Annotated in this window: 21 protein-coding genes; 12 read left to right on the forward strand and 9 right to left on the reverse strand. The window is 64.2% G+C overall.

The features are described from left to right. Positions 1–15 precede the first annotated feature (15 nt). The 8 genes from rpmH (at position 16) to ACVOLR_RS04215 (ending at position 9,995) form a co-directional block, all read left to right on the forward strand. Entirely contained in the window at positions 16–156 is a 141-nt protein-coding gene (gene rpmH, locus ACVOLR_RS04180; RefSeq protein ID WP_006404565.1) for a 50S ribosomal protein L34, read from the forward strand. After that, the gene (gene rnpA, locus ACVOLR_RS04185) at positions 153–656 is read left to right on the forward strand and encodes a ribonuclease P protein component (protein WP_481515457.1); all 504 of its coding nucleotides are present in this window, start codon (positions 153–155) and stop codon (positions 654–656) included. Before rpmH ends, rnpA begins: the two co-directional genes overlap by 4 nt. Beyond that, entirely contained in the window at positions 656–2,365 is a 1,710-nt protein-coding gene (yidC, locus tag ACVOLR_RS04190) for a membrane protein insertase YidC (RefSeq protein WP_481535323.1), read from the forward strand. The genes rnpA and yidC overlap by 1 nt, the downstream gene beginning before the upstream one ends. Positions 2,366–2,525: 160 nt before the next feature. Further along, positions 2,526–5,207 (forward strand): polysaccharide deacetylase family protein, encoded by a 2,682-nt coding sequence (locus ACVOLR_RS04195; RefSeq protein ID WP_481535324.1) that lies wholly within the window; start codon positions 2,526–2,528, stop codon positions 5,205–5,207. Positions 5,208–5,210: 3 nt separating this feature from the next. Then, positions 5,211–6,560 (forward strand): tRNA uridine-5-carboxymethylaminomethyl(34) synthesis GTPase MnmE, encoded by a 1,350-nt coding sequence (mnmE, locus tag ACVOLR_RS04200; protein WP_481535325.1) that lies wholly within the window; start codon positions 5,211–5,213, stop codon positions 6,558–6,560. 56 nt (positions 6,561–6,616) lie between these two features. Next, the gene (locus ACVOLR_RS04205) at positions 6,617–7,003 is read left to right on the forward strand and encodes a VOC family protein (RefSeq protein WP_481535326.1); all 387 of its coding nucleotides are present in this window, start codon (positions 6,617–6,619) and stop codon (positions 7,001–7,003) included. 213 nt (positions 7,004–7,216) lie between these two features. Continuing rightward, positions 7,217–8,830: an ATP-binding cassette domain-containing protein gene (locus ACVOLR_RS04210; RefSeq protein ID WP_481535327.1), complete on the forward strand. Its 1,614-nt coding sequence runs from the start codon at positions 7,217–7,219 to the stop codon at positions 8,828–8,830. Between the two features lie 130 nt (positions 8,831–8,960). Further along, positions 8,961–9,995, forward strand: a complete 1,035-nt coding sequence (locus ACVOLR_RS04215; RefSeq protein ID WP_481535328.1) for a glycerophosphodiester phosphodiesterase — start codon at positions 8,961–8,963, stop codon at positions 9,993–9,995. Between the two features lie 252 nt (positions 9,996–10,247). Here ACVOLR_RS04215 and ACVOLR_RS04220 read toward each other — a convergent pair whose 3' ends face one another. Next, positions 10,248–11,036 (reverse strand): rhomboid family intramembrane serine protease, encoded by a 789-nt coding sequence (locus ACVOLR_RS04220; protein WP_481535329.1) that lies wholly within the window; start codon positions 11,034–11,036, stop codon positions 10,248–10,250. Positions 11,037–11,132: 96 nt separating this feature from the next. Beyond that, entirely contained in the window at positions 11,133–12,092 is a 960-nt protein-coding gene (locus ACVOLR_RS04225) for a TerC family protein (protein WP_481515487.1), read from the reverse strand. A 284-nt stretch (positions 12,093–12,376) separates the two neighbouring features. On the opposite strand from ACVOLR_RS04225, the gene ACVOLR_RS04230 reads away from it, so the two are divergent. Then, complete coding sequence (locus ACVOLR_RS04230) at positions 12,377–13,546, forward strand: class I SAM-dependent rRNA methyltransferase (RefSeq protein WP_481535330.1); 1,170 nt, start codon at positions 12,377–12,379, stop codon at positions 13,544–13,546. 211 nt (positions 13,547–13,757) lie between these two features. After that, positions 13,758–14,999 (forward strand): dipeptidase, encoded by a 1,242-nt coding sequence (locus ACVOLR_RS04235; protein WP_481535331.1) that lies wholly within the window; start codon positions 13,758–13,760, stop codon positions 14,997–14,999. 260 nt (positions 15,000–15,259) lie between these two features. Here the strand turns inward: ACVOLR_RS04235 and ACVOLR_RS04240 are convergent, their stop codons facing one another. From ACVOLR_RS04240 to ACVOLR_RS04250, 3 genes are all read right to left on the reverse strand, one after another. Beyond that, positions 15,260–16,696 (reverse strand): amino acid permease, encoded by a 1,437-nt coding sequence (locus ACVOLR_RS04240; protein ID WP_481535332.1) that lies wholly within the window; start codon positions 16,694–16,696, stop codon positions 15,260–15,262. Positions 16,697–16,923: 227 nt separating this feature from the next. Beyond that, positions 16,924–17,553 (reverse strand): leucine efflux protein LeuE, encoded by a 630-nt coding sequence (gene leuE / locus ACVOLR_RS04245; protein ID WP_481535333.1) that lies wholly within the window; start codon positions 17,551–17,553, stop codon positions 16,924–16,926. Positions 17,554–17,571: 18 nt separating this feature from the next. Beyond that, positions 17,572–18,120 carry a nucleoside 2-deoxyribosyltransferase domain-containing protein gene (locus tag ACVOLR_RS04250; RefSeq protein WP_481532733.1) on the reverse strand — a complete coding sequence of 183 codons (549 nt, stop codon included), beginning with the start codon at positions 18,118–18,120 and terminating at the stop codon, positions 17,572–17,574. Between the two features lie 120 nt (positions 18,121–18,240). Between ACVOLR_RS04250 and ACVOLR_RS04255 the strand changes: the two genes are divergently transcribed. Both ACVOLR_RS04255 and ACVOLR_RS04260 read left to right on the forward strand, forming a co-directional pair. Further along, positions 18,241–19,779: a DNA recombination protein RmuC gene (locus ACVOLR_RS04255; protein WP_481535334.1), complete on the forward strand. Its 1,539-nt coding sequence runs from the start codon at positions 18,241–18,243 to the stop codon at positions 19,777–19,779. 191 nt (positions 19,780–19,970) lie between these two features. After that, positions 19,971–20,516 (forward strand): glutathione peroxidase, encoded by a 546-nt coding sequence (locus ACVOLR_RS04260; RefSeq protein WP_481535335.1) that lies wholly within the window; start codon positions 19,971–19,973, stop codon positions 20,514–20,516. Between the two features lie 168 nt (positions 20,517–20,684). Here the strand turns inward: ACVOLR_RS04260 and ACVOLR_RS04265 are convergent, their stop codons facing one another. Genes ACVOLR_RS04265 through mlaD form a run of 4 tightly spaced genes read right to left on the reverse strand, consistent with a single transcriptional unit; the run spans position 20,685 to position 23,166 of the window. Continuing rightward, on the reverse strand, positions 20,685–21,674 hold the full coding sequence (locus tag ACVOLR_RS04265; protein ID WP_481535336.1) for an MlaA family lipoprotein: 990 nt from the start codon (positions 21,672–21,674) through the stop codon (positions 20,685–20,687). Between the two features lies 1 nt (position 21,675). Further along, the gene (locus tag ACVOLR_RS04270) at positions 21,676–21,984 is read right to left on the reverse strand and encodes an STAS domain-containing protein (protein ID WP_481535337.1); all 309 of its coding nucleotides are present in this window, start codon (positions 21,982–21,984) and stop codon (positions 21,676–21,678) included. Continuing rightward, the gene (locus ACVOLR_RS04275) at positions 21,974–22,645 is read right to left on the reverse strand and encodes an MlaC/ttg2D family ABC transporter substrate-binding protein (RefSeq protein WP_481535338.1); all 672 of its coding nucleotides are present in this window, start codon (positions 22,643–22,645) and stop codon (positions 21,974–21,976) included. The genes ACVOLR_RS04270 and ACVOLR_RS04275 overlap by 11 nt, the downstream gene beginning before the upstream one ends. Continuing rightward, positions 22,642–23,166 carry an outer membrane lipid asymmetry maintenance protein MlaD gene (mlaD, locus tag ACVOLR_RS04280; protein WP_481515439.1) on the reverse strand — a complete coding sequence of 175 codons (525 nt, stop codon included), beginning with the start codon at positions 23,164–23,166 and terminating at the stop codon, positions 22,642–22,644. Before mlaD ends, ACVOLR_RS04275 begins: the two co-directional genes overlap by 4 nt. Positions 23,167–23,254: the final 88 nt, after the last annotated feature.

A 23,254-nucleotide genomic window follows, 5' to 3' on the forward strand; every position in this document is an offset into this window, starting at 1 on the left:
CATACAGGTGCCCCAATGGCCACCAAGCGCACGTTCCAGCCCAGCAACCTCAAGCGCAAGCGCGATCACGGTTTCCGTGCTCGTATGAAGACCGCCGACGGCCGCAAGATCCTGTCGCGTCGCCGCGCCAAGGGCCGCAAAGTCCTCAGCGCTTGATTGCGTTGCCGCGTGAAGCGGCAATCGCAACACCGATCGTGATCAGTGCCTACCCGCGTAAGCGATTTCCTCGCTCTGCGCGGGTTCGTACGCGTGCCGAATATACAACGGTCTTCAACGGCGCCCGCCGTGTATCCGATCCCTTGATGACACTCCACTGGTTGAAAGGGGATACCCCCGCTCGACTCGGCTTGGCTGTGTCACGCAAGGTGGATACGCGTGCGGTCGGTCGTAACCGTATCAAGCGTGTGTTGCGGGATGCAACACGCCATCTACGGTCGTGCCTGAGCGGTGGCGATTACGTCATCGTAGCCCGATCCGCGGCCAAGACCGCCAGTAATCAACAGATCCGTGAGGCGTTCGAGCGCCTGCTGCGCCGTTCCGGCGCATTGCCCGTTGTGGCTGCGGGCGGCACAATGCCGCCGCACGAGGGCGCACCCGCCCCTCTTCCTTTGAACGTACCGGACACTTCCTCCGGTCGAGCCGAGCCTGCCTGCTGATGAACCAGACCCGTGTATTCCTGATTTTTGCCTGGCTGATGGTAGCCGTGCTGCTGTGGATGGAATGGGGTCGCGAAAAGGCCGCACCGGATCCGGCAACCGTGGCCACCACCCAGCCGGCCGTGCCGGGTGCCAATGACGTGGACCTGCATGCGCCGGCCACCGCCGACGTGCCGCAGGCCACCGTGCCGGGCCAGCCGCCGGTTGCCGCCGCCGCGCCGGGCATGGAAGCCGCTTCCAGCGCCCAGCGCGTGACCGTCACCACCGACGTACTGAAGCTGGTGCTCGACGGCCGCAGCGTGCTCGACGCCGATCTGCTGCACTTCCCGCAGACCAAGGCCGCCGGCAGCCCGCCGGTGCAGCTGCTGACCGAAGACAAGGCGCATCCTTACAGCGCCACCGCCGGTTGGGCCAGCCAGAACAACTCGCCGGTGCCCGGCGCGAACGGCTTCCAGCCAGTGCAGGGTGTCACCACCGTCGCCCTGGCTGATGGCCAGAACGAAGTGCAGGTGCCGTTCGTCTGGAACGGCCCGAACGGCGTCAGCATCCACCGCACCTACACCTTCAAGCGTGGCGATTACGCCATCAGCGTGAAGGACGAAGTGGTCAACACCGGTGCCGCACCGTGGCAGGGCTATGTGTTCCGCAAGCTGGACCGCGTGCCGCCGGTGATCACCAAGGGCATGACCAACCCGGATTCCTTCAGCTTCAATGGCGCCACCTGGTTCAGCCCGGCTGATGGCTACCAGCGTCGTGCGTTCAAGGACTACCTGGAAGACGGCCCGATCAACCAGACCATCAGTGGTGGCTGGGTGGCGATGCTGCAGCACCATTTCTTCACCGCATGGATTCCGCAGGCTGACCAGTCCGCGCTGTACCTGCTGTCACAGAACGGCCCGCGCAACGTGATCGAAACCCGCGGCCCCGGCTTCACCGTGGCACCGGGCCAGAAGGTCAGCACCGAGGCACGCCTGTGGGTGGGCCCGAAGCTGGTCAACCAGATCGCCAAGGAAGACGTGAAGGGCCTGGACCGCGTGGTCGACTACAGCCGCTTCTCGATCATGGCCATCATCGGCCAGGGCTTGTTCTGGGTGATGAACCAGGTGCACAAGCTGGTCGGCAACTGGGGCTGGGCCATCATCGGCCTGGTGATCCTGTTGAAGATGGCGCTGTTCCCGCTGGCCAATGCGCAGTTCAAGTCGCAGGCCAAGATGCGCAAGTTCCAGCCGCGTATCGCGCAGCTGAAAGAGCGCTACGGCGACGACAAGCAGAAGTTCCAGACGGCAATGATGGAGCTGTACAAGAAGGAGAAGATCAATCCGCTGGGTGGCTGCCTGCCGCTGCTGATCCAGATGCCGATCTTCTTCGCCCTGTACTGGGTGCTGGTGGAGTCGGTGGAACTGCGTCAGGCGCCGTGGCTGGGTTGGATCCAGGATCTGACCGCGCGTGACCCGTACTTCATCCTGCCGATCATCAACATCGCGGTGATGTGGTTCACCCAGAAGCTGACCCCGGCTGTGGGCATGGACCCGATGCAGCAGAAGATGATGCAGTTCATGCCGTTGGTATTCGGCGTGATGATGGCCTTCATGCCGTCCGGCCTGGTGTTGTACTGGGTGGTCAACGGTGGCCTGAGCCTGCTGCAGCAGTGGTGGATGATCAAGAAGCACGGCGAAGACGCGCCGAGCAAGGTGATCGAAGCCAAGTAAGCAAAAGCCCGCCGCAAGGCGGGCTTTTCGCATGTGGGGGAGGCCGCGCCAAGACAGATCGTTCGGCTGTTTGTAGGAGCGGCATCTCGCCGCAAGTCGGCCTTTTCGCCTGTGGCGTTAGAATCACCACGCCCGTTGCACCCTTTTCTCCGAGCCTGCCATGCCCCGTTCGTTGTCGCGCCGCCTGATCCTGCCTGCCGTGTTGCTTGCCGCACTGACGGTCGCCGGCTGTTCCAAACAGGACGAGACCGGCACCGCGACGCCAACCCAGGCCAGCGCGCAGGCCGCAGCTGCGGCCAATCCAGCGGCGGCACCGCTGTTGACTGCATTGCAGAAACAGTTGGACGGCCACCGCCGCATCGTCGTGTTGCTTGCCGACGAGGCACAGCAATCGCCGGCCGACCGCCAGACTTCCAGCCGCATTGGCCAGCAGCTGTTCCACGATGGTTTGGAACAGCGCCAGGCCATTGCAGTGCAGTTTGATGCCTTGCTGCGCGATCCCAATCCACAGCGCTTCGCCACCCTGGGCACGGTGCTGGATTACATCGAATCCTCGCCCGAGCTTTACGACGCAGATCGTCTGGCTTTCCGCGAAATACTGCGCGAACTGCATCAGCGTGTAGGCGCGGACTCCTCGCTGCCAGCGGTGAAGCTGCACCAGCGCATCGGCGAAGACCTGGACGCGCTCGACGAGATCGAGCGCAACTACAACCAGGAGCTGACCCGCATCTTCAGCCGCTTCGAACGCACCCGTGCGATTGAACTCAAGCGCGAGAAGTGGGACGACTATGTTGCCCACCTCAACACGCTGTACAAGCGCGATGCCATCCTGCGCGACTTCGGTGTGATCGAGCCCTACCCGATGTCGATGCAGGACAGCGACCGCGAGATCTTCGGCCGCGACCTGCCGGCAAAAACCGTTGTGCTGACCTTCGACGACGGCCCGCACAAGGCCTATACCGATGAAGTCGTCGCCATCCTGCAGCGCTACGACGTACCGGGCGTGTTCTTTGAAGTTGGCCGTAACCTCGGCACAGTCGAGGCCGATGGCAAGGTCAAGCTCGGGTCAATGGCCGGCATCAGCCGCAGCCTGATGGAGCATGGCTATGCGGTCGGCAACCACAGCCTGACCCATGCGCAGCTGTCGCGCACCACCGGCGATGCCCTGCGTCAGCAGGTACTGGATACCGACACGCTGCTCAAGGGAGTGGATGCCAAACGCGCGCCGCTGTTCCGCTTCCCGTATGGCGCGCGCAATGCCGAAGGCCTGCAACTGCTCAACGAAGCCGGCCTGAAATCCATCATGTGGAACATCGACTCGATGGACTGGGCCGATCCGGTGCCCGAATCCATCGTGCAGCGCGTGGTCGACCAGGTGCAGAAGGAACAGCGCGGCATCATCCTGTTCCATGACATCCACGACCGCGCGGTGAAAGCGCTGCCTCAGATCCTCGACAAGCTGATCGCCGATGGCTACCAGTTCGCCGGTTGGAACGGCCGCGACTTCAGCGTCAGCCGTGCGCGGAAGGGCGCGGTAGCCGACACCACGGTCACCACTGGCTATGAAAAATCCTGGGCGATCGTCATTGGCATCGATGAGTACGCCAAGTGGCCCAAGCTCGAGTACGCCGGCCGTGACGCGCAGTCCATCGCCGATACGCTGACCGGCCAGTTCGGCTTCCCGTCCTCGCAGGTGATCGTGCTGAAAAACCAGCAGGCCACCCGCAACAACATTCTCGCCGCGTTCCATGACCGGCTGGCCGATGAGCGCACCGGCAAGAACGACCGCGTGTTCGTGTTCTTCGCCGGTCATGGTGCGACCCGCCAGCTCGCCTCCGGTCGCGACCTCGGCTACATCATTCCGGTGGATTCGGATCCGAACGAGTTCGCCACCGACGCGATCGCGATGACCGACATCCAGAACATCGCCGAGAGCATGCAGGCCAAGCACGTGCTGTTCGTGATGGACGCCTGTTACAGCGGCCTTGGGCTTACCCGTGGCGGCGGCAGTTCGTCGTCGTTCCTGCGCGAGAACGCACGCCGCAGCGCGCGGCAGATGCTGACTGCCGGCGGTGCTGACCAGCAGGTGGCCGACAGCGGCCCGAACGGGCATTCGGTATTCACCTGGGTGCTGTTGCAGGCCTTGGCCGGCAAGGGCGATCTCAATGGCGATGGCCTGATCACCGGCACCGAGTTGGCTGCGTATGTGGCGCCTGCGGTGTCGGCGGTGTCGCGGCAGACCCCGGCCTTCGGCAGCCTGCCCGGTTCGCAGGGCGGCGAGTTCGTGTTCCAGGTGCCGGACAGCCAGGAATTCCTCAATGCCGATACTCGCCAGCTATCGGCTGACGCGATCGCGCTCAACAGCCGTGTCGATGCCGTGCAGGACGCCAAGCCTGCGGGCAAGACCGAGGCGCCAGTGACGGTTGCCGATCTGCAGGGCGGCAAGAGCACCCTCGTGGTACCGGCCGCGGTGCCAACCTCGGATCGACAACGCGCGCAGCAGGCCAACGACCGCGGCCTGCAGCTGTACCGCGAGAAGCGTTATGACGAAGCCGCCGTGCAGTTCACCGAAGCACTGAAACTGCGCCCGGACTTCGCCCAGGCCGCCAACAACCTCGGCTTCGTCTATTACCGCCAGCAGCGCTATGCAGAAGCTGCGCGCTGGCTGGAGAACACCTTGAAGATCGATCCCTCGCGCGCGGTGGCCTATCTGAATCTCGGTGACGCCTACTTCAATGCCGGCGACAAGCCCAAGGCCAAGCAGGCCTACAGCACCTACCTGGAACTGCAACCGCAAGGCAGCGGCGCAGCCCAGGCCCGCGCACAACTGCAGAAGCTGTAGGCCATGAGCGACTTGTCCACAGGCCAGACCATTGTTGCCATTGCCAGCGGCGCCGCTGCTGGCGGTGTCGGCATGCTGCGCGTCTCCGGCCCGCAGTCGCTGCGGATTGCCGTCGCCTTGGGTTGTCCACAGCTCAAGCCGCGCCACGCCCATTACGCGAAGTTTCGCGACGAGGCAGGCGAGATCATCGACGACGGTATCGCCCTGTACTTCCCCGGCCCGCGCAGCTTTACCGGCGAGGACGTGGTGGAGCTGCAAGGCCACGGCAGCCCGGTCGTGCTGCGCCAGTTGCTGAGCCGCTGCATCGAGCTGGGCGCACGCCAGGCCCGCGCCGGTGAGTTCAGCGAACGAGCGTTCCTCAATGGCAAGCTCGATCTGGCCCAGGCTGAAGCCATCGCTGACCTGATCGCCGCTGGCGATGTGCGCGCTGCCCGCGCTGCCCGTCGCTCGCTCGATGGCGTGTTCTCGCGCCGCGTTGAAGAGGTGGGCGAGCAACTGGTGCGGCTGCGCATCCATGTTGAAGCGGCCATCGACTTCGCTGATGAGCCGCTGGATACGCTCGGCGGCGCGCAGGTGCGCGCCGGCATCGAGCAGGCCAAGGCCTTGCTGGCCCAACTGCGCATCGATGCCGAACGCGGTCGCAAGCTACGTGATGGCCTGCATGCGGTGCTGATTGGCCCGCCCAACGCAGGCAAGAGCTCGCTGCTCAATGCGCTCGCCGGCAGTGAGCGGGCCATCGTCACCGATATTGCCGGCACCACCCGCGACACCCTGCGCGAGACCATCCGCATCGATGGGCTGGAGCTGGAACTGGTCGATACCGCCGGCCTGCGCGAAGGCGGCGATGCCATCGAACGCGAAGGCATGCGCCGCGCCCGTGCCGAGATGCAGCGGGCGGACCTGGCCATCGTCGTGCTCGATGCCCGCGACCCGGAAGCGGGTAGGGCAGCCATTGGTGACGCTGCCGCGCAGGCCGCCCGTCAGCTGTGGATCTACAACAAGTCCGACCTGCTACCGCAGTGGCCGCAGGAGCTGGGCGAAGACAGCATCGCCCTGTCCGCCGCCAGTGGTGAAGGCCTGGAACTGCTGCACGCGCGCCTGCGCGAGATCGCCAGCCACGGCGCAGGCGAGGGCATGCAGGGCGAGTTCTCCGCGCGCCTGCGCCATGTCGAAGCGCTGGCCTTGGCCAGCCAACACCTCGATGCCGCGGATGGTCAGCTGCACTACGACCAGCTCGAACTGGCCGCCGAGGAACTGCGCCTCGCGCATGACGCACTCGGCGAAATCACCGGTCGCATGACCGCCGACGATCTGCTGGGCAGGATTTTCTCGAGTTTCTGCATCGGCAAATGATGCCGGTGTAGCGCCAACGGCCCGCAAGGGCCAGACACCACAAGACAGGAGTTGGGATGTTTTCGCACATCGTAGTGGGCGCCAACGACATAGAGGCATCCAAGGCGTTCTATGACGCGCTGCTGTCCACGCTCGGCGCAAAGCCGGGCTTTGTCGATCCCAAGGGCAATGTGGTCTATCTCCACGCCGGTGCCTTGCTGATCGTCGGCCATCCGCGCAACGGCGAGCCAGCCACCCATGCCAATGGCGGCACCATCGGCTTCAGCTGCGCCTCGCCGGAGGTGGTGGAGGCTTGGCATGCGGCAGGTGTTGGCCACGGCGGTGTGAGCGTGGAAGATCCACCGGGACCGCGGCAAAGCCCGTTCGGTCCGCTCTACCTGGCGTATCTGCGTGATCCGGCCGGCAACAAGCTGTGCGCCACGCACCGTGCGGCACAGGCCTGAGCATCGCCTTTCCCGGCAGCGGCGGTGCGGGGCAGTACGCGCCGCCGGTTACTGACAGTTCTGTTTGCCGCCGTTAGGCTAGGCCTTGTTACGGGATTCCCCCGCCAACGGAGTTAGTCCAATGCGCCATTGATGTCACCGTCTTGATGACGGTCCCTACCAGTCCCTGCTGCCGCTGGCGGTCGGGTGCTTCGGGCATCGATGGAATACCGCATGACAAACTCAATTTCCGTGACGCTGGACGGCGTCGCGTGGCAGACGCCTGACGGGCGCAGCCTGTTCTCCAACCTCAATGCACAGTTCGATGAACGGCCCACCGGTCTGGTCGGTCGCAATGGCGTGGGCAAAAGCGTGCTCGCACAGATACTGGCCGGGCTGCGCCAGCCCAGTGCCGGGCACTGCCGTCGCATCGGTGAGGCCTACTACCTCGCACAGCAGGTACAGCCACAAACAGGACAGCGCGTAGCCGAGCTCGCAGCTGTGGATAAGCGTGTGGATGCATTGCGCAGGATTGAAGCCGGAAGCACGCTACAAGCGGATTTCGACGCGATTGGCGAGCAATGGAGCCTGTGTGAAACCTTGCAGCAATCACTGTCCGATGCAGGTCTGCATGGTGTGGATGCGGATACACCTGTGGATAAGCTCAGTGGCGGGCAGTGCATGCGCGTTGCTCTGGTTGGTGCGCTGTTGCAGCCGGTGGAGTGGCTGATCCTCGACGAACCCAGCAATCATCTCGATCATGCCGGCCGGCAATGGCTGGCCGAACAACTGCAGGCAAGAAAGCAGGGGTTGATCCTGGTCAGCCACGATCGCCTGCTGCTGCAACAGGTGGAGCGCATCGTCGAACTGTCGCCGCAAGGGCTGCGCAGCTACGGCGGCAACCATGCGTTTTATGCACAGGCCCGCGCAGGCGAACGCGCTGCGGCCGAGGCCTTGCTGCAGCAACGTCGGCACGAACGCCGCAAGGGCGAGCAGGCGCTGCGTGATCAACGCCAGCGGCTGGAGCAGCGCAGCGCGCGCGGCAACCGCGATGCCGCCAACGCCAATCAGGCGCCGATCCTGCTTGGCCTGCAGCGGCAGCGTGCCGAAGCCAGCCTCGGCAAGGCACGCGCGCAGCTGGATCAGCGGCAGGTGCAGCTGCACGACGCGGTGCGCGAGGCACAGGCCGATAGCGAAGCCGCCGCCCCGGTCTTGCTGCTCCCAAGCGTGCAAACCAGCGGACCGGAGTGGGTGGTGCGTTCCACCGGACTGCAGCTGCCACACGTAGCACCGGAGCTGCGCGCGCTGGACTTCAATCTGCGCCGTGGCGAACGCGTTGCCATTACCGGTGCCAACGGTGTGGGTAAGTCGACGTTGTTGAAGGTGTTGGCCGGACAGCTGCCAGCGCTGGCTGGCGAGGTGAGCGTGCAGGTGCCTGCTGCTTTGCTGGATCAGCAGCTGCAGCTGCTACCCGCGCAGAGCAGCGTGCTGGAGGCTTTGCGTCTGCGCAATCCGGCCACGGCCGAGGGCGAACTGCGTAGTCGCCTGGCCTTGCTGGGGTTCGATGCCACTCAGGTGCAGCTGCCTTCAATCCAGCTCAGCGGCGGGCAGCGGCTGAAAGCTGGCCTGGCTTGCGCGTTGTACGCCGATCCACCGGCACAGCTGCTGTTGCTGGACGAGCCCGGCAATCATCTGGACCTGGATGCGCTGGCGGCTCTGGAAGATCTGTTACGCCAATACCAGGGCAGCCTGTTGCTGGTATCGCATGACGAGGCGCTGCTGCAGGCCATCGGCATCACCGCGCGCCTGCATGCCGGAGCCGATGGCTGGCAATGGCAGCGCACTTGATACCTGTGTGTTCTTACGCGCGTCACATGCAGCCGTCATGCTGCGCGCCTTGTTTTCGATTGGAGTGCTGACGGTGCGAAGCTGGGCTTGGTTGATGGCGGTGGGGGTTGGCGTGGCATGCTGTTGGGCAATGGACAGCTCAGCCGCGCAGACTTACCCCCAGGTTTCGGTGTACGCGCACCGCGGTGCCAGCGCACTGCTGCCCGAGCACACCCTGGCCGCTTATGCACAAGCCATCAGCGACGGCGCCGATTACATCGAGCCGGACTTGGTGATGAGCAAGGACGGGGTGATGCTGGCCCGGCACGAGAACGAGATCGGTTCCACCACCGATGTCGCCAGCCATCCCGAGTTCGCCAGCCGCCGCACCCGCAAGCTGATCGACGGCCAGCAGATCGAAGGCTGGTTCACCGAAGACTTCACCGTCGCCGAGCTGAAGACGCTGTACGCACGCGAGCGCCTGCCGCAGATCCGCGGCACCGCCTTTGATGGCCAGTTCCGCATCGCTACCCTGGACGAGATCATCAGCTTCCTGGTGCAGCAGGCCGGCCGCGCCAACCGCGGCATCGGCCTGGCTCCGGAGATCAAGCACGGCAGTTATTTCCAGAGCATCGGCTTGCCGATGGAAGACAAGCTGCTGAGCACCTTGCAGGGCAACAGCTACACCAAGGTCGCGCCGGTCCTGCTGCAGTCCTTTGAAACCGCCAACCTGCGGCAGATCCGCAGCAAGCTCGGCAAGGACAGCAATATCCGCCTGCTGCAGCTGCTCGATTCCAGCGACGCAAAGCCGGCTGACGTAGCGCTGGCCGGTGGCAAGCTGACTTATGCACAGATGATGACGCCGGCTGGCCTGCGCGATATCGCCGGCTATGCCGATGCGATCGGTGTGGAACGGCGCGCGCTGGTGCCGCTGGATGCACAGGGCAAGTTGGCGGCGCCTACCGCCTTGATCGGCGATGCGCATGCCGCCGGCCTGCAGGTAGTGGCCTACAGCTTCCGCCCGGAAAACCCGTTCCTGCCACCGGCACTGCGCCAGGGTGCGGAGAACGCGCGCAACCCGGACGCCTCGGTGGCCGAGATCCGCGCCTATCTGCAGGCGGGTATCGATGCGTTCTTTACCGATGACCCGGCGCTGGGGCGGCGGGCGGTGGATGGTGGCTCCTAAAAGCTGACAAGCGACTCCTCCCCAACCTGTCCAGCCCGAAGGCGTAGCCTTCTGTCGTTCATCAGGCCGCGCGCCAATGGCGCGCAAGCAGGCCTTCTTCACCCCCTTGGCTATGCCAAAGGGAGGGCTGGGGAGGGGGTAGCTTTTAGGCCTTTCAAGCATCGGCAGCTTCGCGGCTTATGCCGCTCCTGCAGGTTGATGGTTTGCTGGTAGAGCCACTGCCGAGCATGGCTCGGCACTACCGCGCGGCCCTTACGGCCGTTCGTCGGAATCCCGTCGCCGCAACGGCACCACAACTTCATAGTCACGACCTTCGCGCGGCTGCCACAGCACCGGTACCTGGCCCGGTGCGGGCGGCTCCAGTTCATTGTCGGCTTCGGCCAGCTGCTCTGCGTCTTCCTCGTCTTCCCAGCTATAGCGTTTGCGCTCAGCGCGCGGGTCGACGTTGCGGAACAGCAGCGCGGCGATCACGCCGGCCGCAGCTCCGCCCATATGCGATTGCCAGGACACACCGGGCTCGTGGGGAAGGATGGTGATCAGCATGCTGCCGTAGAACAGGAAGCCGATCAGGCTGGCGGCGATCGCCGGCCGGTCGCGGCGCAGCAGGCCGAGTACGAAGACCAGGAACATCAGGCCGTGGGTCAGGCCACTGGCGCCGAGGTGGCGGCTGCCGGCATCGCCCAGCATCCACGCGCCCAGGCCGGAACCTATCCACAGCAAGGGCAGGGCACGCAGGGTGGCTTTGGGATAAACACTGCCGGCCAGCGTGCCGAGAATAAGCAGGGCGACCGCATTGGCGCCCAGGTGTTCAATCGAACCATGCAGCAAGGGCGCACCGAGCAGGCCGGCCAGACCGCTGGCTTCCAGCGGCGCTACTGCCCATGGCCGCCAATCCCAGCCGCTGCTCTGCAGGGCGAACATCGCCACCAGCAGCAGGACAAAGCCCAGGCTGATGTTGAATGCGCGCAGCACCCGGCTGCGGTCGTTGCGGGCAGTGGTGGCCGGCGTGTCGCCGGTGTCGGGCAGGGTTGGCGTGTCCATGATCAAGGGATTGCGGCGCCTTGGGCGAAAGCCAAGGGCGCCGCGCATGGGAACTGGCGTGCCACCGGCGGGACAATCCCACCGGTGGCGCTAACGTCAGGCCTTGTGGCCGCCCTTCGGCGGAATCTTCAGGCTCAGGATCACCGTGGCCACCAGGATCACGGCCACAACACCCAGCGATACCGGGACCGGGATCTTGAAGATGTCGATCAGCAGCATCTTGGTACCGATGAAGGCCAGGATGACCGCCAGACCGTAGGGCAGCAGGTGGAAGCGGTCCGCCATACCGGCCAGCAGGAAGAACATCGCGCGCAGGCCCAGCACCGCGAACACGTTCGAGGTCAGCACGATGAACGGGTCGGTGGTGATGGCGAAGATGGCCGGGATCGAGTCCACCGCGAAGATCACGTCGGTGACCGCGATCAGGATCAGCACCACGAACATCGGGGTGAACCAACGCACGCCGTCCTTTTCGGTGACCAGGTTGTTGCCGTTGTACTCGTGGCTGATGCGCAGGTGCTTGCGCATGAACTTCAGCGCCGGGTTGTTATCCAGGCTGGGTTCTTCGCTGGCGGCGAACCACATCTTCCAGCCGGTGTAGAGCAGGAAGGCGCCGAACACGTACAGCAGCCAATGGAACTGGGTAACCAGCACGGAACCGGCGAAGATCATGATCGTACGCAGCACGATCGCGCCCAGGATGCCGATGATCAGCACACGTTGGCGCTGGGTCTCGGGTACCGCGAAGTAGCCCATGATCAGCAGGAAGACGAAGATGTTGTCGACTGCCAGTGCCTTTTCGATCAGGTAACCGGTCAGGAACTGCAGGCCCACTTCGTTGGCAACGGCCGCGCCTGCGGTCTCGTGCAGGTAGTACCAGAGGCCCGCATTGAAGGCCAAGGCCAGTGCCACCCAGCCCAGCGACCAGTAAATGGCCTCCTTGAAGGTGACTTTGTGCGGACCGCCGTGGCGCATCAGCACCAGGTCGATCAACAGCGCGGCAATGACGACGACGATGAAGCCGCCCCAAAGCCAAGGATTACCAATTGTCTGCATCATGGGAAAAATTCCGGTCGTGAACGGGGATATCTCGGAACCACAAAGGCCAAGAGCTGGACACGGAATCGGGGAGACCGGGGACAGAGCTTCGCCTATGCGGCGAAGGTCTTGCTCACAGTTCCAATGGCTGGAACTGCCGTTGCACCGGAGTCTTGCGACTCGAATTGACGGCGACAACGTCTGGGAGCTACTCCCCTTCTGGAGCGAATAGTGCCGTGCGGGCCTATTACAGTCAATGAATACGCTGCAGGCAGGGGGTGCTGCGCGGCTACAATAGCGCCATGAATACCCCACTCCCCGTCGTACGCCTGAAGAACGCGTGGCGCTCCAGCCACCCGTGGATTTTCCAGAAACTGGTCGAGAAGCCGACCGTCAAGCCCAAGTCCGGCACCATCGTCGATGTGGTCGGCGTGGACGGCGAGTGGATTGGCCGCGGCTTCTACAACGGCCACTCGCGCATCGCCGTGCGCATCCTGGAAACCAATCCGGACGTAGCGGTGGACCAGGCCTGGTTCGCGCAGAAGCTGGCGCAGGCGGTATCGCTGCGCCGCGACGTGCTCAAGCTGGATGCAACCTCCAATGCCTGGCGCGTTGTCCACAGCGAAGGCGACGGTCTGTCCGGCCTGGTGGTGGACCGTTACGACGACCTGCTGGTGGTCGAGTTCTTCGCTGCCGGCATGTTCCGTCACCGCGAATGGATCTACGAAGCACTGCGCGACCTGTTCCCGGGCTGCCGCTTCCACAGCTTCGCCGACGAGCACGTGCAGAAGCAGGAAAGCTTCGATTTCCACGGCAACACCACCACCGAACCGGCGGTAATCACCGAGTACGGCATCAAGTTCCGTGCCGACCCGGCCGGCGCGCACAAGACCGGTTTCTTCGCCGACCAGCGCGAGAACCGTGAGTGGCTGAGCCAGCAGGTCGAAGGCAAGACCGTGCTCGACCTGTGCTGCAACACCGGTGGCTTTGCGGTGTACGCCGCAGCGCGCGGTGCAGCTGACGTGCTGGGCGTGGACATCGACCAGGACGTGATCCATCTGGCCAAGGGCAACGCGCGTCTGAACAACGCCAAGCCGCGCTTCGTGCAGGCCGACATTTTCCCGTGGTTGCGTGATGCGGCCAATCGCGGCGACAAGTACGACGTGGTGATCCTCGACCCGGCCAAGATGACCCGCGACCGCGATCAGGTCATCACCGCGCTGAAGAAGTACCTGGACATGAACAAGCTGGCCTTGGGCGTGGTCAAGCCCGGCGGTCTGTTCGCCACCTTCTCCTGCACCGGTCTGGTGGCCGAGGACCAGTTCCTCGACATGCTGCGCCGTGCTGCGTTCTATTCCAACCGCACCATCCAGATCCTGAAGGTTGCCGGCGCCGGCCCGGACCACCCGTTCATGGCGCACGTGCAGGAATCGCGTTACCTCAAGGCGGTGTTCTGCCGCGTGCTGGACTGAGGCAAGAGCGACCCCTCCCCAACCCTCCCCTTGGCTGCGCCAAAGGGAGGGCGCACCTGTAGTGCCGAGCCATGCTCGGCAGAGGCCTTCCCGGTAAAGCTCCAGCCGAGCATGGCTCGGCTCTACAAAAACCTGCTCCATGCCGTCAGTCACTGGCCCGCGGCTCCACTACAGCGCTAATGTCTGGCCTTTCCCTTCACGGTGAGGCCTCATGACGCTGCGTCCCCTGTCCCTGCTGGTATCCCTGTCGTTGTGCGTTCCACTGGCAGCCTCGGCGGTGGAGTTCAGCCAGGCTGAACTGAGCAAGGCCAGCGCCTTGCAGAACAAGCTGCTGACCCTGGATTCGCATCTGGATACGCCGGCCAACTTTGGCCGCGCCGATTTCAACATCATGCAGCGCCACGACCACAATGCCTTGTCGCAGGTCGATTACCCGCGCATGGTCGAAGGCGCGTTGGATGGTGGCTTCTTCGCCATCTACACCGATCAGGGCGACCGCAGCCCGGCCGCGCATATCGCCGAGCGCGACCATGGCCTGCAGCGCATGCAGGAAATCCACGAAATGCTGGCCGCCAACCCGGACAAGTTCCAGCTGGCGCTCACCGCCGATGATGCCGCCAGGATCAAGGCGGCCGGCAAGCGCGTGGTCTATATCAGCATGGAGAACGGCAGCCCGCTGGTCGCTGACCCGACCTTGCTGAGCTACTACTACAAGGCCGGCCTGCGACTGATGTCGACGGTGCATTTTGCCAACAACGAATTCGCCGACTCGGCCACCGATCCCAAGGGCGCTGAGTGGAAAGGCCTGAGCCCGGCCGGCAAGGCGCTGGTCAACGAGGCGGTGAAGCTGGGCATCGTCATCGACCAGTCGCACGCTTCCGATGCGGTGTTCGACAACCTGATCGAAATGATGCCGGTGCCCTTCATCCTCTCGCACAGTTCGGCCAAGGCGGTGTTCAACCATCCGCGTAATCTGGACGACGCACGCCTGCGCCAGCTGGCCGCAAAGGGCGGGGTGATCCAGGCCAATGCCTACGGCGGCTATCTGGTCGACGAAACCAAGAGTGCTGAGCGCAAGCAGGCCGAAGAGGAACTGGAAAAGCGCCTCGGTGGTTGGGAAAACATGACCATGGCCAAGGGCGTGGAGCTGCGCAAGGCGATGGCTGAGCTCGATCAGAAGTACCCGCGCCGCAAGGCCACGCTGGATGATTTCTTCCAGCACTTCGGCCACATGCTCGACGTGGTTGGCCCTGACCATGTCGGCATCGGCATGGATTGGGACGGCGGCGGCGGCGTAACCGGCATGGAAGACGCGGCTGACCTGCCCAAGATCACCGCCTGGATGCAGCGTCGTGGTTTGACGGATGCGCAGATCGGCAATATCTGGAGCGGCAATGTGTTGCGGGTGATGCGGCAGGCGCAGGACTACGCGGCGGCGCAGAAGAATTCCTGATCGCGCGCTGTTGGATATGTGGAATGACGAAGCGGGCTCAGGCCCGCTTTGTTTTTATCCACACGTTGTTGGGGATAAGTGGGTTGTCCACAGGTTGGGTTGAGCCTTGAGGCTGTAGAGCTTTAAAGCAAAGGCACCCCTCCCCAACCCTCCCCTTGCCTGCGGCAAAGGGAGGGGGCTCTTCAAGCAGAACCAACAAACCCCAAAAACAAAAAGCGGGCCGAAGCCCGCTTTTCGCTTTACCCACAACTGCCTGTGGATTACTTGCTACGCCCCAGCACCGCGTTGCGGCGGCTGTACAGCGCGTAGACCAGCAGGCCAAACACGTTCCACGCCAGGAACCACAGCTGGGTGCGCATCGGCAGGCTGATGAACAGGTAGATGCAGCCGCCGATTGCCAGCGGCCCCACCACCCACGCCAGCGGCGTGCGGAAGGTGCGCGGACGGTTCGGCTCGCGCTTGCGCAGCACCAGCAGGCACAGGCCCACTGCGGTGAACGCGGCCAGCGTACCGGCATTGGCCAGCGCGGCGATTTCATCCAGGCGCGCCACACCGGCCAGCGCAGCAACCAGCACCGCGGTGAACAGGGTGATGGTGACCGGGGTACCGGTGCGCTGGTTGACCTTGGACAGGCCACGCGGCAGCAGGCCGTCACGCGACATCACGAAGAAGATGCGGCTCTGGCCGTAGAAGAACGCCAGCAGCACGGTCGGCAACGCAATGATGGCGACGATGCCGATCACCAGTGCGGCGGTGCCGTGGCCCAGTTCGCGCATGATCAGCGCCAGCGGCTCAGCGCTCTTGCCGAACACCGTGTAGCTCATCGCACCGACCGCGGCCAAAGCCACCAGCAGGTAGATGATGGTGCAGCCAACCATCGAACCGATGATGCCGATCGACAGGTCGCGCTTGGGGTTCTTGGTTTCTTCGGCCGCGGTGGAGATCGCATCGAAGCCGTAGAAGGCGAAGAAGATGATCGCCGCCGCAGCCATCACGCCGCGTTCCACGCCATCGGCGCTGATCGACTTGGGGAAGCCATACGGCATGAACGGCTGCAGGTTGGCGCTGTCGAAGGCCGGCAGGGCGACCGCCACGAACACCGCCAGCGCGATCAGCTTGAACACCACCAGCACCGCATTGAGGGTGGCGCTCTCCTTTGTGCCGACCATCAGCATGCCGGCGACCAGGAAGGTGATGACGATGGCAGGCACGTTGAGGAAGCCACCTTCCACGTGCGGGCCGGCGGCCAAGGCCTGCGGCAAGGCCACGTTCCAGCCGAACGAGGTGTGCAGCCACTCCAGGAAGCCGACGAAGTAGCCGGACCAGCCGACCGCCACCGTGCTGACCACCAGCGAGTACTCCAGGATCAAACTCCAGCCCACCACCCAGGCGATGGTCTCGCCCAGTGCGCTGTAGCTGTAGGTATAGGCGCTGCCGGCAGCCGGCATCATCGTCGACAGCTCGGCATAGGCCAGCGCCGCACAGGCGCAGATGGTGCCGGCGATGATGAAGGACAGCAGTACCGCGGGGCCGGCCTTGTCCGCACCCACGCCGATCAGCGTGTAGATGCCGGTGCCGACGATGGCGCCGATGCCAAGCGCGACCAGATGGGGCCAGCTCAGCGTTGGAATAAGCCGACGGCCTTCTTCGTGTTCGGTGAGTTGGTCGATGGGCTTGCGCCGGAGCCAGGATTGCATGCGGACCTCACGGTTCGTGGTGGTTCGGGGAAGCGGCCGAGTTTGGCGTAACGCAGTGCAGCAAAGCCAGAAAAACCCGTCTTTTGGCGTGCTTTTACCGCGTACTGATGGCAACGTGCCGAATTCGGCATAAAAGCACGAGCTCAGGCCGGGTTGTGGACCCGGCAACCGAGCTTACGCCGCCAGGGCGGCTCGCGGCGTTGATCAGCGCCTCACCTGCAGCACCCTCACTCGGCAATGCCAAGCCGCAGCCCGAACACCACCAGGCAGACGCCAACCCCGCGTCGCAGCCACACGCCAACACGCGGATAGCCGGCCAGGCGGCGGGCGATGAACTGGCCACCGAAGATCAGCACCGAGCACCAGCCGATGCTGAGGATGGCGATCAGCACCGCCATCGTCGCCAGGGTCAGCGCACCGCGCTGGCGTACCGGGTCGATGAACAGCGGGAAGAAGGCCATGTAGAACAGGATCGCCTTTGGATTGAGTACACCGACCAGCAGGGCCTGGCGGAACCAGCGCCGCCCGTGTTGTACCGGCGCACTTTCGCCAGCGACCGCAGCTGCCGGTTCACGCAGCAGGTTGATGCCAACCCAGATCAGATAGGCCGCACCCACATAGCGCAACGCGGCAAACAACAGCGGATGCGCCTGCAACAGCGCGGCCACGCCGGTGGCGGCAATGGCGATCAGGATCTGGTCGCCCAACATCAAGCCGGCCAAGGTGGCGTAGCCGGCACGTATGCCGCCGCGCGCTGTGGCGGTGAGCAGGGTGAAGGTGCCTGGTCCCGGCAACATCAGGAACAGGATCACGGCCACCACGAAGGTGCCCAGATCGTTGATACCCATCCACGGCATGTTGAGTCTCCGGTGGGCTCAGCGCGCGCGCTGGTCGGCGATGCGTTGTTTCACCGCATCGATCAGCGCTGGCAGGTCATCAAAGCGCGGCACGCCGTAGCGGTCACCGGTTATATCCAGGTTGCCCTTGCGCCAATAACCCGCCGGTGCGGCCACCAGCAGCTTGCCCGAGCGCGCATACAGGCCGAACTCGAGCAGGGTGATCGGGCTCTGGGTGCCAGGTGCGAAATACATCAGCACGATGTCGGCCTGTTCCAGCGCGGCCAGTTCCCATTCCACCTGGCGGCGGAATTCGGGCTCATCGGCCTCGGCGCGCCAGGCCGGATTCCAGTCGGCGCGACGGGGATTGAGCATCAGCACGCCCTGATCAGCCAATGCCGCCTGCACCTGCTGCTGCCAGTCGCCGGCCTTGCCCATCTCGATGCTGCCAGCCAGGAACACCTTGGGTCGCGCGTCATTGGCGGGCAGGGCGTTGGGCGAGGTAATGGTCTGCGAATCACTGGCCAGGGCTGCCATCGGCAGCAGGCACAACAGACTCGATAACAACAGCAGCGATAGCGGCTTCATGGCAGGGATACGGCGGGTGGGGGCGCCCATGATCGCAGATAGGCGCCGATGGCAGTTTTCGCCAGTGGTCGGCTGGTTGCAGGATCAGCTTCTGAGACGGGCAGGGCTACACTTCTCCCCATGCAAACTGAAACCCTGATCCTTGGCGGCCTGCTGGTCGCCGTCCTCGTGCTGCAGCTGCTGCTGTTGCTGCGCCGTAATGACAACAGCGTGCTGGAAAGCACCTTGCGCGAAGAACAACGCAGCGGCCGCGGCGAGCTGCGCGAGCAGCTGGAAACCATGGCGCGGCAGCAGGACATCCGCATCGATGGCTTCGGCCGCAACCTCACCGACCTGTCCACACGCACCGACCAGCGCCTGGACCTGCTGCGCGACAGCCTCAATGACGACGCCCGCAAGGGCCGCGAGGAAACCGCCAACGCCCAGCAGTTGCTTGCCCAGTTGCTGGGTACGCGCCTGCAGGACGTGCGCGGCCAGCTCGACGTGTTCGGCCAGCAGCAGGATGCGCGCATGGAAGCCTTCGCCCGTCAGCTGGCTGGCCTGCAGCAGAGCCTGGTCGAGGAAACCCGCAAGGGCCGCGAGGAAGGCGCGCAGGTACAGCTGCGCTTCGGCGAAACCCTCAACCAGAAGTTGGGCGAACTGACCCAGCGCAACGAGCAGCGCATCACCGAAATGCGCCAGACCCTGGAAGCGCGGCTGAAGGACCTGCAGGGCGACAACGCCGCCAAGCTCGAACTGATGCGCCAGACCGTCGATGAAAAACTGCAGAGCACGCTCAATACGCGCCTGGATTCCTCGTTCAAGCTGGTCTCCGAGCGACTGGAGCAGGTGCAGCGCGGGCTGGGCGAAATGCAGCAGCTGGCCACCGGCGTTGGTGACCTCAAGCGCGTGCTGAGCAACGTCAAGAACCGCGGCGGTTGGGGCGAAGTGCAGCTGGACAACATCCTCGAGCAGACCCTGACTGCCGAGCAGTACTCGCGTGGGGTGAAGTTGCGCGCCGACAGCGGCGAGATGGTCGATTTCGCGGTGCGTCTGCCCGGCCGTGCTGATGCCGATACGCCGGTATGGCTGCCGATTGATTCCAAATTTCCGCGCGAAGACTACGAACGCCTGCTCGATGCACAGGAAGCCGGCGATGCCGATGCGGTGCGCAACTGCGGCAACCAGCTGGAACGCGCGATCCGCATCCAGGCCAAGTCGATCAGCGAGAAGTACATCGTGCCGCCGCACAGCACTGACTTCGCGGTGATGTTCCTACCGACCGAAGGCCTGTATGCCGAAGTGATCCGGCGCGCTGGCTTGGTGGATGCCTTGCAGCGCGAATACCGCGTGGTGATCGCCGGGCCGACCACGGTGACCGCCTTGTTGAATAGTCTGCAGATGGGCTTCCGTACCCTGGCCATCGAACAGCGTTCTTCGGAAGTGTGGAGCCTGCTGGGCGCGGTCAAGAGCGAGTTCGGCAAGTTCGCCGGCATCCTCGAACGCGCCGAGAAGCAGATCAACACCGTCGGCAAGAGCCTGGGCGACGCCAGCCGCAAGACCCGCACCATCGAGCGCAAGCTGCGTGGCGTGGAATCGCTGTCCAGCGACGCCTCGCAGGCAATGCTGGGTACAGACGACGAAGCCGACGAAGCAGAAGACGAAAGCCCCACTGCGTAGTGCCGAGCCATGCTCGGCAGAGGTCTTCCCGACAATGCCCAGGTAGTGCCGAGCCATGCTCGGCAGAGGCTCTACCGGTAAGGCCCCAGCCGAGCACGGCTCGGCACTACAGCGTTGCAGCACTACAGTCGTGCCAGCGCCACCTGCGCCGTTTATGCTTGCGTTCTCCCAACCCCACAGCAGGTAACCGCATGACCGCTTCCGTGTACGACATCGCGCTGAACACCATCGATGGCGCCGCCGCTTCGCTTGCCGATTACCGCGGCAAGGTGCTGCTGGTGGTAAACACCGCTTCCAAGTGCGGCCTCACCCCGCAGTACGAAGGTCTGGAAAAGCTCTACCGCGAAAAGAAGGACGCCGGTCTTGAAGTGCTGGGTTTCCCGGCCAACAACTTCAACGGCCAGGAGCCGGGCAGCGAGGACGAGATCAAGCAGTTCTGCGCGCTCACCTATGACATCAGCTTCCCGATGTTCTCCAAGATCAGCGTCGCCGGTGCCGACATCCACCCGCTGTACCAGCAGCTGACCACCGCCCAGCCGGCTGCCATCGGCGAAGGCCCGATGCGCGAGAAGCTGGTTGGTTTCGGCATCGAGGCCAATCCGGCTCCGGCCGTGTTGTGGAACTTCGAGAAGTTCCTGATCGGCAAGGATGGCAGCGTTGTAGCCCGCTTCGCCCCGGACACCAGCGCCGATGACGAAGGCCTGCGCAAGGCCATCGACGCAGCGTTGGCTGCGTAAAGCCCCGGCACTTGTAGGAGCGGTGTAAGCCGCGAAGCCGGTTCAACCGCGATCTGCTGGTCTACGAGCTTCGCGGTTGACACCGCTCCTACAAAAGGCAGATACAAAAGGCAGGAAGCAAAAAGCCCGGGTTTCCCCGGGCTTTTTGTCATCCAGCAGCAAGCAGAATCAGTCGCCCCAGTTCGGCATCGGCATTGCGTCGACCGGGATCGTCATCTGGTCGTCATCGTCGTGCTTGCGGTCGCGGCGCAGATCTTTCTCGATCTGGTAATTGCGGCGCTGCAGCCAGGCATCGCGGGTCAATGCGTATTCGTCCACCGCGGTGTCACGCAGCGAATCCACTGCCATCAGCTGTGCACGCATATCCACCAGCTGCAGACCCTGCAGGCCGATGCGGAGCTTGTCCATCTCGATCTTGCGTATCGGCGACAGCGGAATATCACCGGCCAGGCCGAACACATCACGCACGGTACGCGGGCCGAAGAACGGCAGCTCCACGTAACGCGAACGACGCCAGCCCCACGCGCCCAAGGTCTGACCGAAGTCTTCGCTGCGCTTGGGCACCATCGCCTTGCTGGCCGGATCGAACAGACCACCGATACCGAAGGTGGAGTTCATCAGGAACCTGCCCAGCGTGTCCCAGGCATCGTCGGCATGGCCCTGCAGCAGCTGGTTGACCACGGTCAGCGGTGAACGCAGGTTGCTGAAGAAGTTGCTGACGCCGGTACGTGCGAACTGCGGCACCACATTGACGTAGGCCGTGGCCAACGGACGTGCGACGGCGCGGTCAACCGCATTGTTGAAGCTGTGCACGCCGCGGTTGTACTTCTCCCACGGGTCGTAGGTCACGCTGGCAGCGGCCGCACCAGTTTCACCTTCAGCGCTCGGCACCGGGCCGCCATACAACGCGGCGAAGTCGTCTTCGGCACCAGTCGGGACCGTACCATCGCTGACTACTGCAGTGTTCTGCGCGCTGTCGGCGGTAGCCGTGCTTACGGTGTCCTGCACCGGCGCAGCAGCGGCAGTGTCGACGGTTTGTTCAGCGGCCTGCGGTGCAACCACAGTGGAAGCCGGCAGCGCATCGCGCGCGGGCTTGCCAGCACAGGCGGCAAGCGTCGCCACGCTGAGCAGGAGGAGGAGGGTGCGGAAAAGTTTCATGTCAGCTTCCTGCTGATGAGGTGTTGAAATCGAGGGACGCTGACAGCCGGTAGGCTGCGCAAAGTTCGTCCAGACCAGCCGGGCTACCGTTGACGTTGCCGCCACCGTGTGCCCGCAAACGTGCGGACAGTTCACCCAGCAACGCCAAGCCGGCGCTGTCGATGCCATCAACCGCAGCCAGGTCGAGCTGACGCACAGGCGCAAGCGCCCGCGTCAGCTGCGGCCACAGTGCAACCACCGCTTCGCGGTTGATCACGCCTGCCAGCAGCAGGGTGTCGCCCTCGGTGCGGAAGGTGGCGTTACTTGCCACGGGGAGCGGCCGGACCCGCATTGGCCTGCATGCTGCCGCTGCGCAGTTCGGTGGCAACCTGCTTGATCGACTTCTGCCGCAGCGGGGCGTCGAACTGGTTCTTGAAGGTCTGCACGTAGGAGATGCCTTCGATCATCACGTCGAAGATCTTCCACTGCCCATCCACATTGCGCATCAGGTATTCGACCGGGGTCGGCTCGCTGCCGGCACGCACCAGCTCGGTGGAGACCTTGACGCCGCGGTTGCCGGGCAGCGGCTGCTCGCTCTTGTAGCGGAAGCTGGGCTTGCCCTGGATATCGAGCAGGGCCGAGCCGTAACGCGACATCAGGTTGTCGGCCATGGCATCGGCGAACAGCTTGACGTCGGCATCGGCAGCGCCGCGGCCGTGCACGCCCAGCACCAGGCGCGCGGCGTAGTCGCGGTCGAAGGCGCGGCTGAGCTCGCCATCGATATAGCTGCGCAGCGTTGCCGGGTTGGCGCGGAACTCCGCGCGGCGGGTCTGCAGGGCATTGATGATGCGGGTGCTGGAGTCCAGCACGGTGCGGGCGGCGGCCGAGGGCTGCGCGGCGGTTGCGGCCGGGCGCGCCTGTGCCAGCGTGACCGACGGTGCGGCGGCCAACAGGGCAGAGGCGAGCACGACGGTAAGCAGTTTCACTTTCATGGTTGCGGTTCCGTAGCGGGCGCGTCTGCGCCGGGGGTTTCATTTGCAGCCGCGCCGGTATTGCCGCCGCCGCTGAACATGTACTTGCCAACCAGCTGCAGCAGATCCACCGCCGGCTGGGTGAAGACGATTTCGTCACCGGACTTCAATACGTCCGGATCGCCGCCGGGCTGCAGGCCGATATAGCTTTCGCCCAACAGACCGCTGGTGAAGATGCCGGCCGAGGTGTCGGCAGGCAGGTCCTTGAACTTGCTGTCCAGCGACAAGGTCACGATGGAATCGTATTTAATCGGGTCCAGCTGAATGTCAGCTACTTGGCCGATTGTCACACCGCCAACCTTCACTGGCGCCTGCTTGCGCAGCTGTCCGATCTGGCTGAAACGGGCCTTCAGTTCATAGCCGCCACCGCCGGTGCCGAAGCGCTGGTTGGTGGAGGCGACGGCCAGCACCAGCAGCGAGGCCAGGGCCAGCAGCAGGAAGGCGCCGACGGAAAATTCGAGTCTGGGTCCACGGATGGCCATGTTGTGTCTCACTCCTGATCCATCTGGTGCTTCGCACAGCGAAGCGGGTTGTTCGGTTGTTTGTTTGATGCCCGCACACGGAGGTGTG

It is taken from the genome of Stenotrophomonas sp. STEN030 (assembly GCF_056759995.1).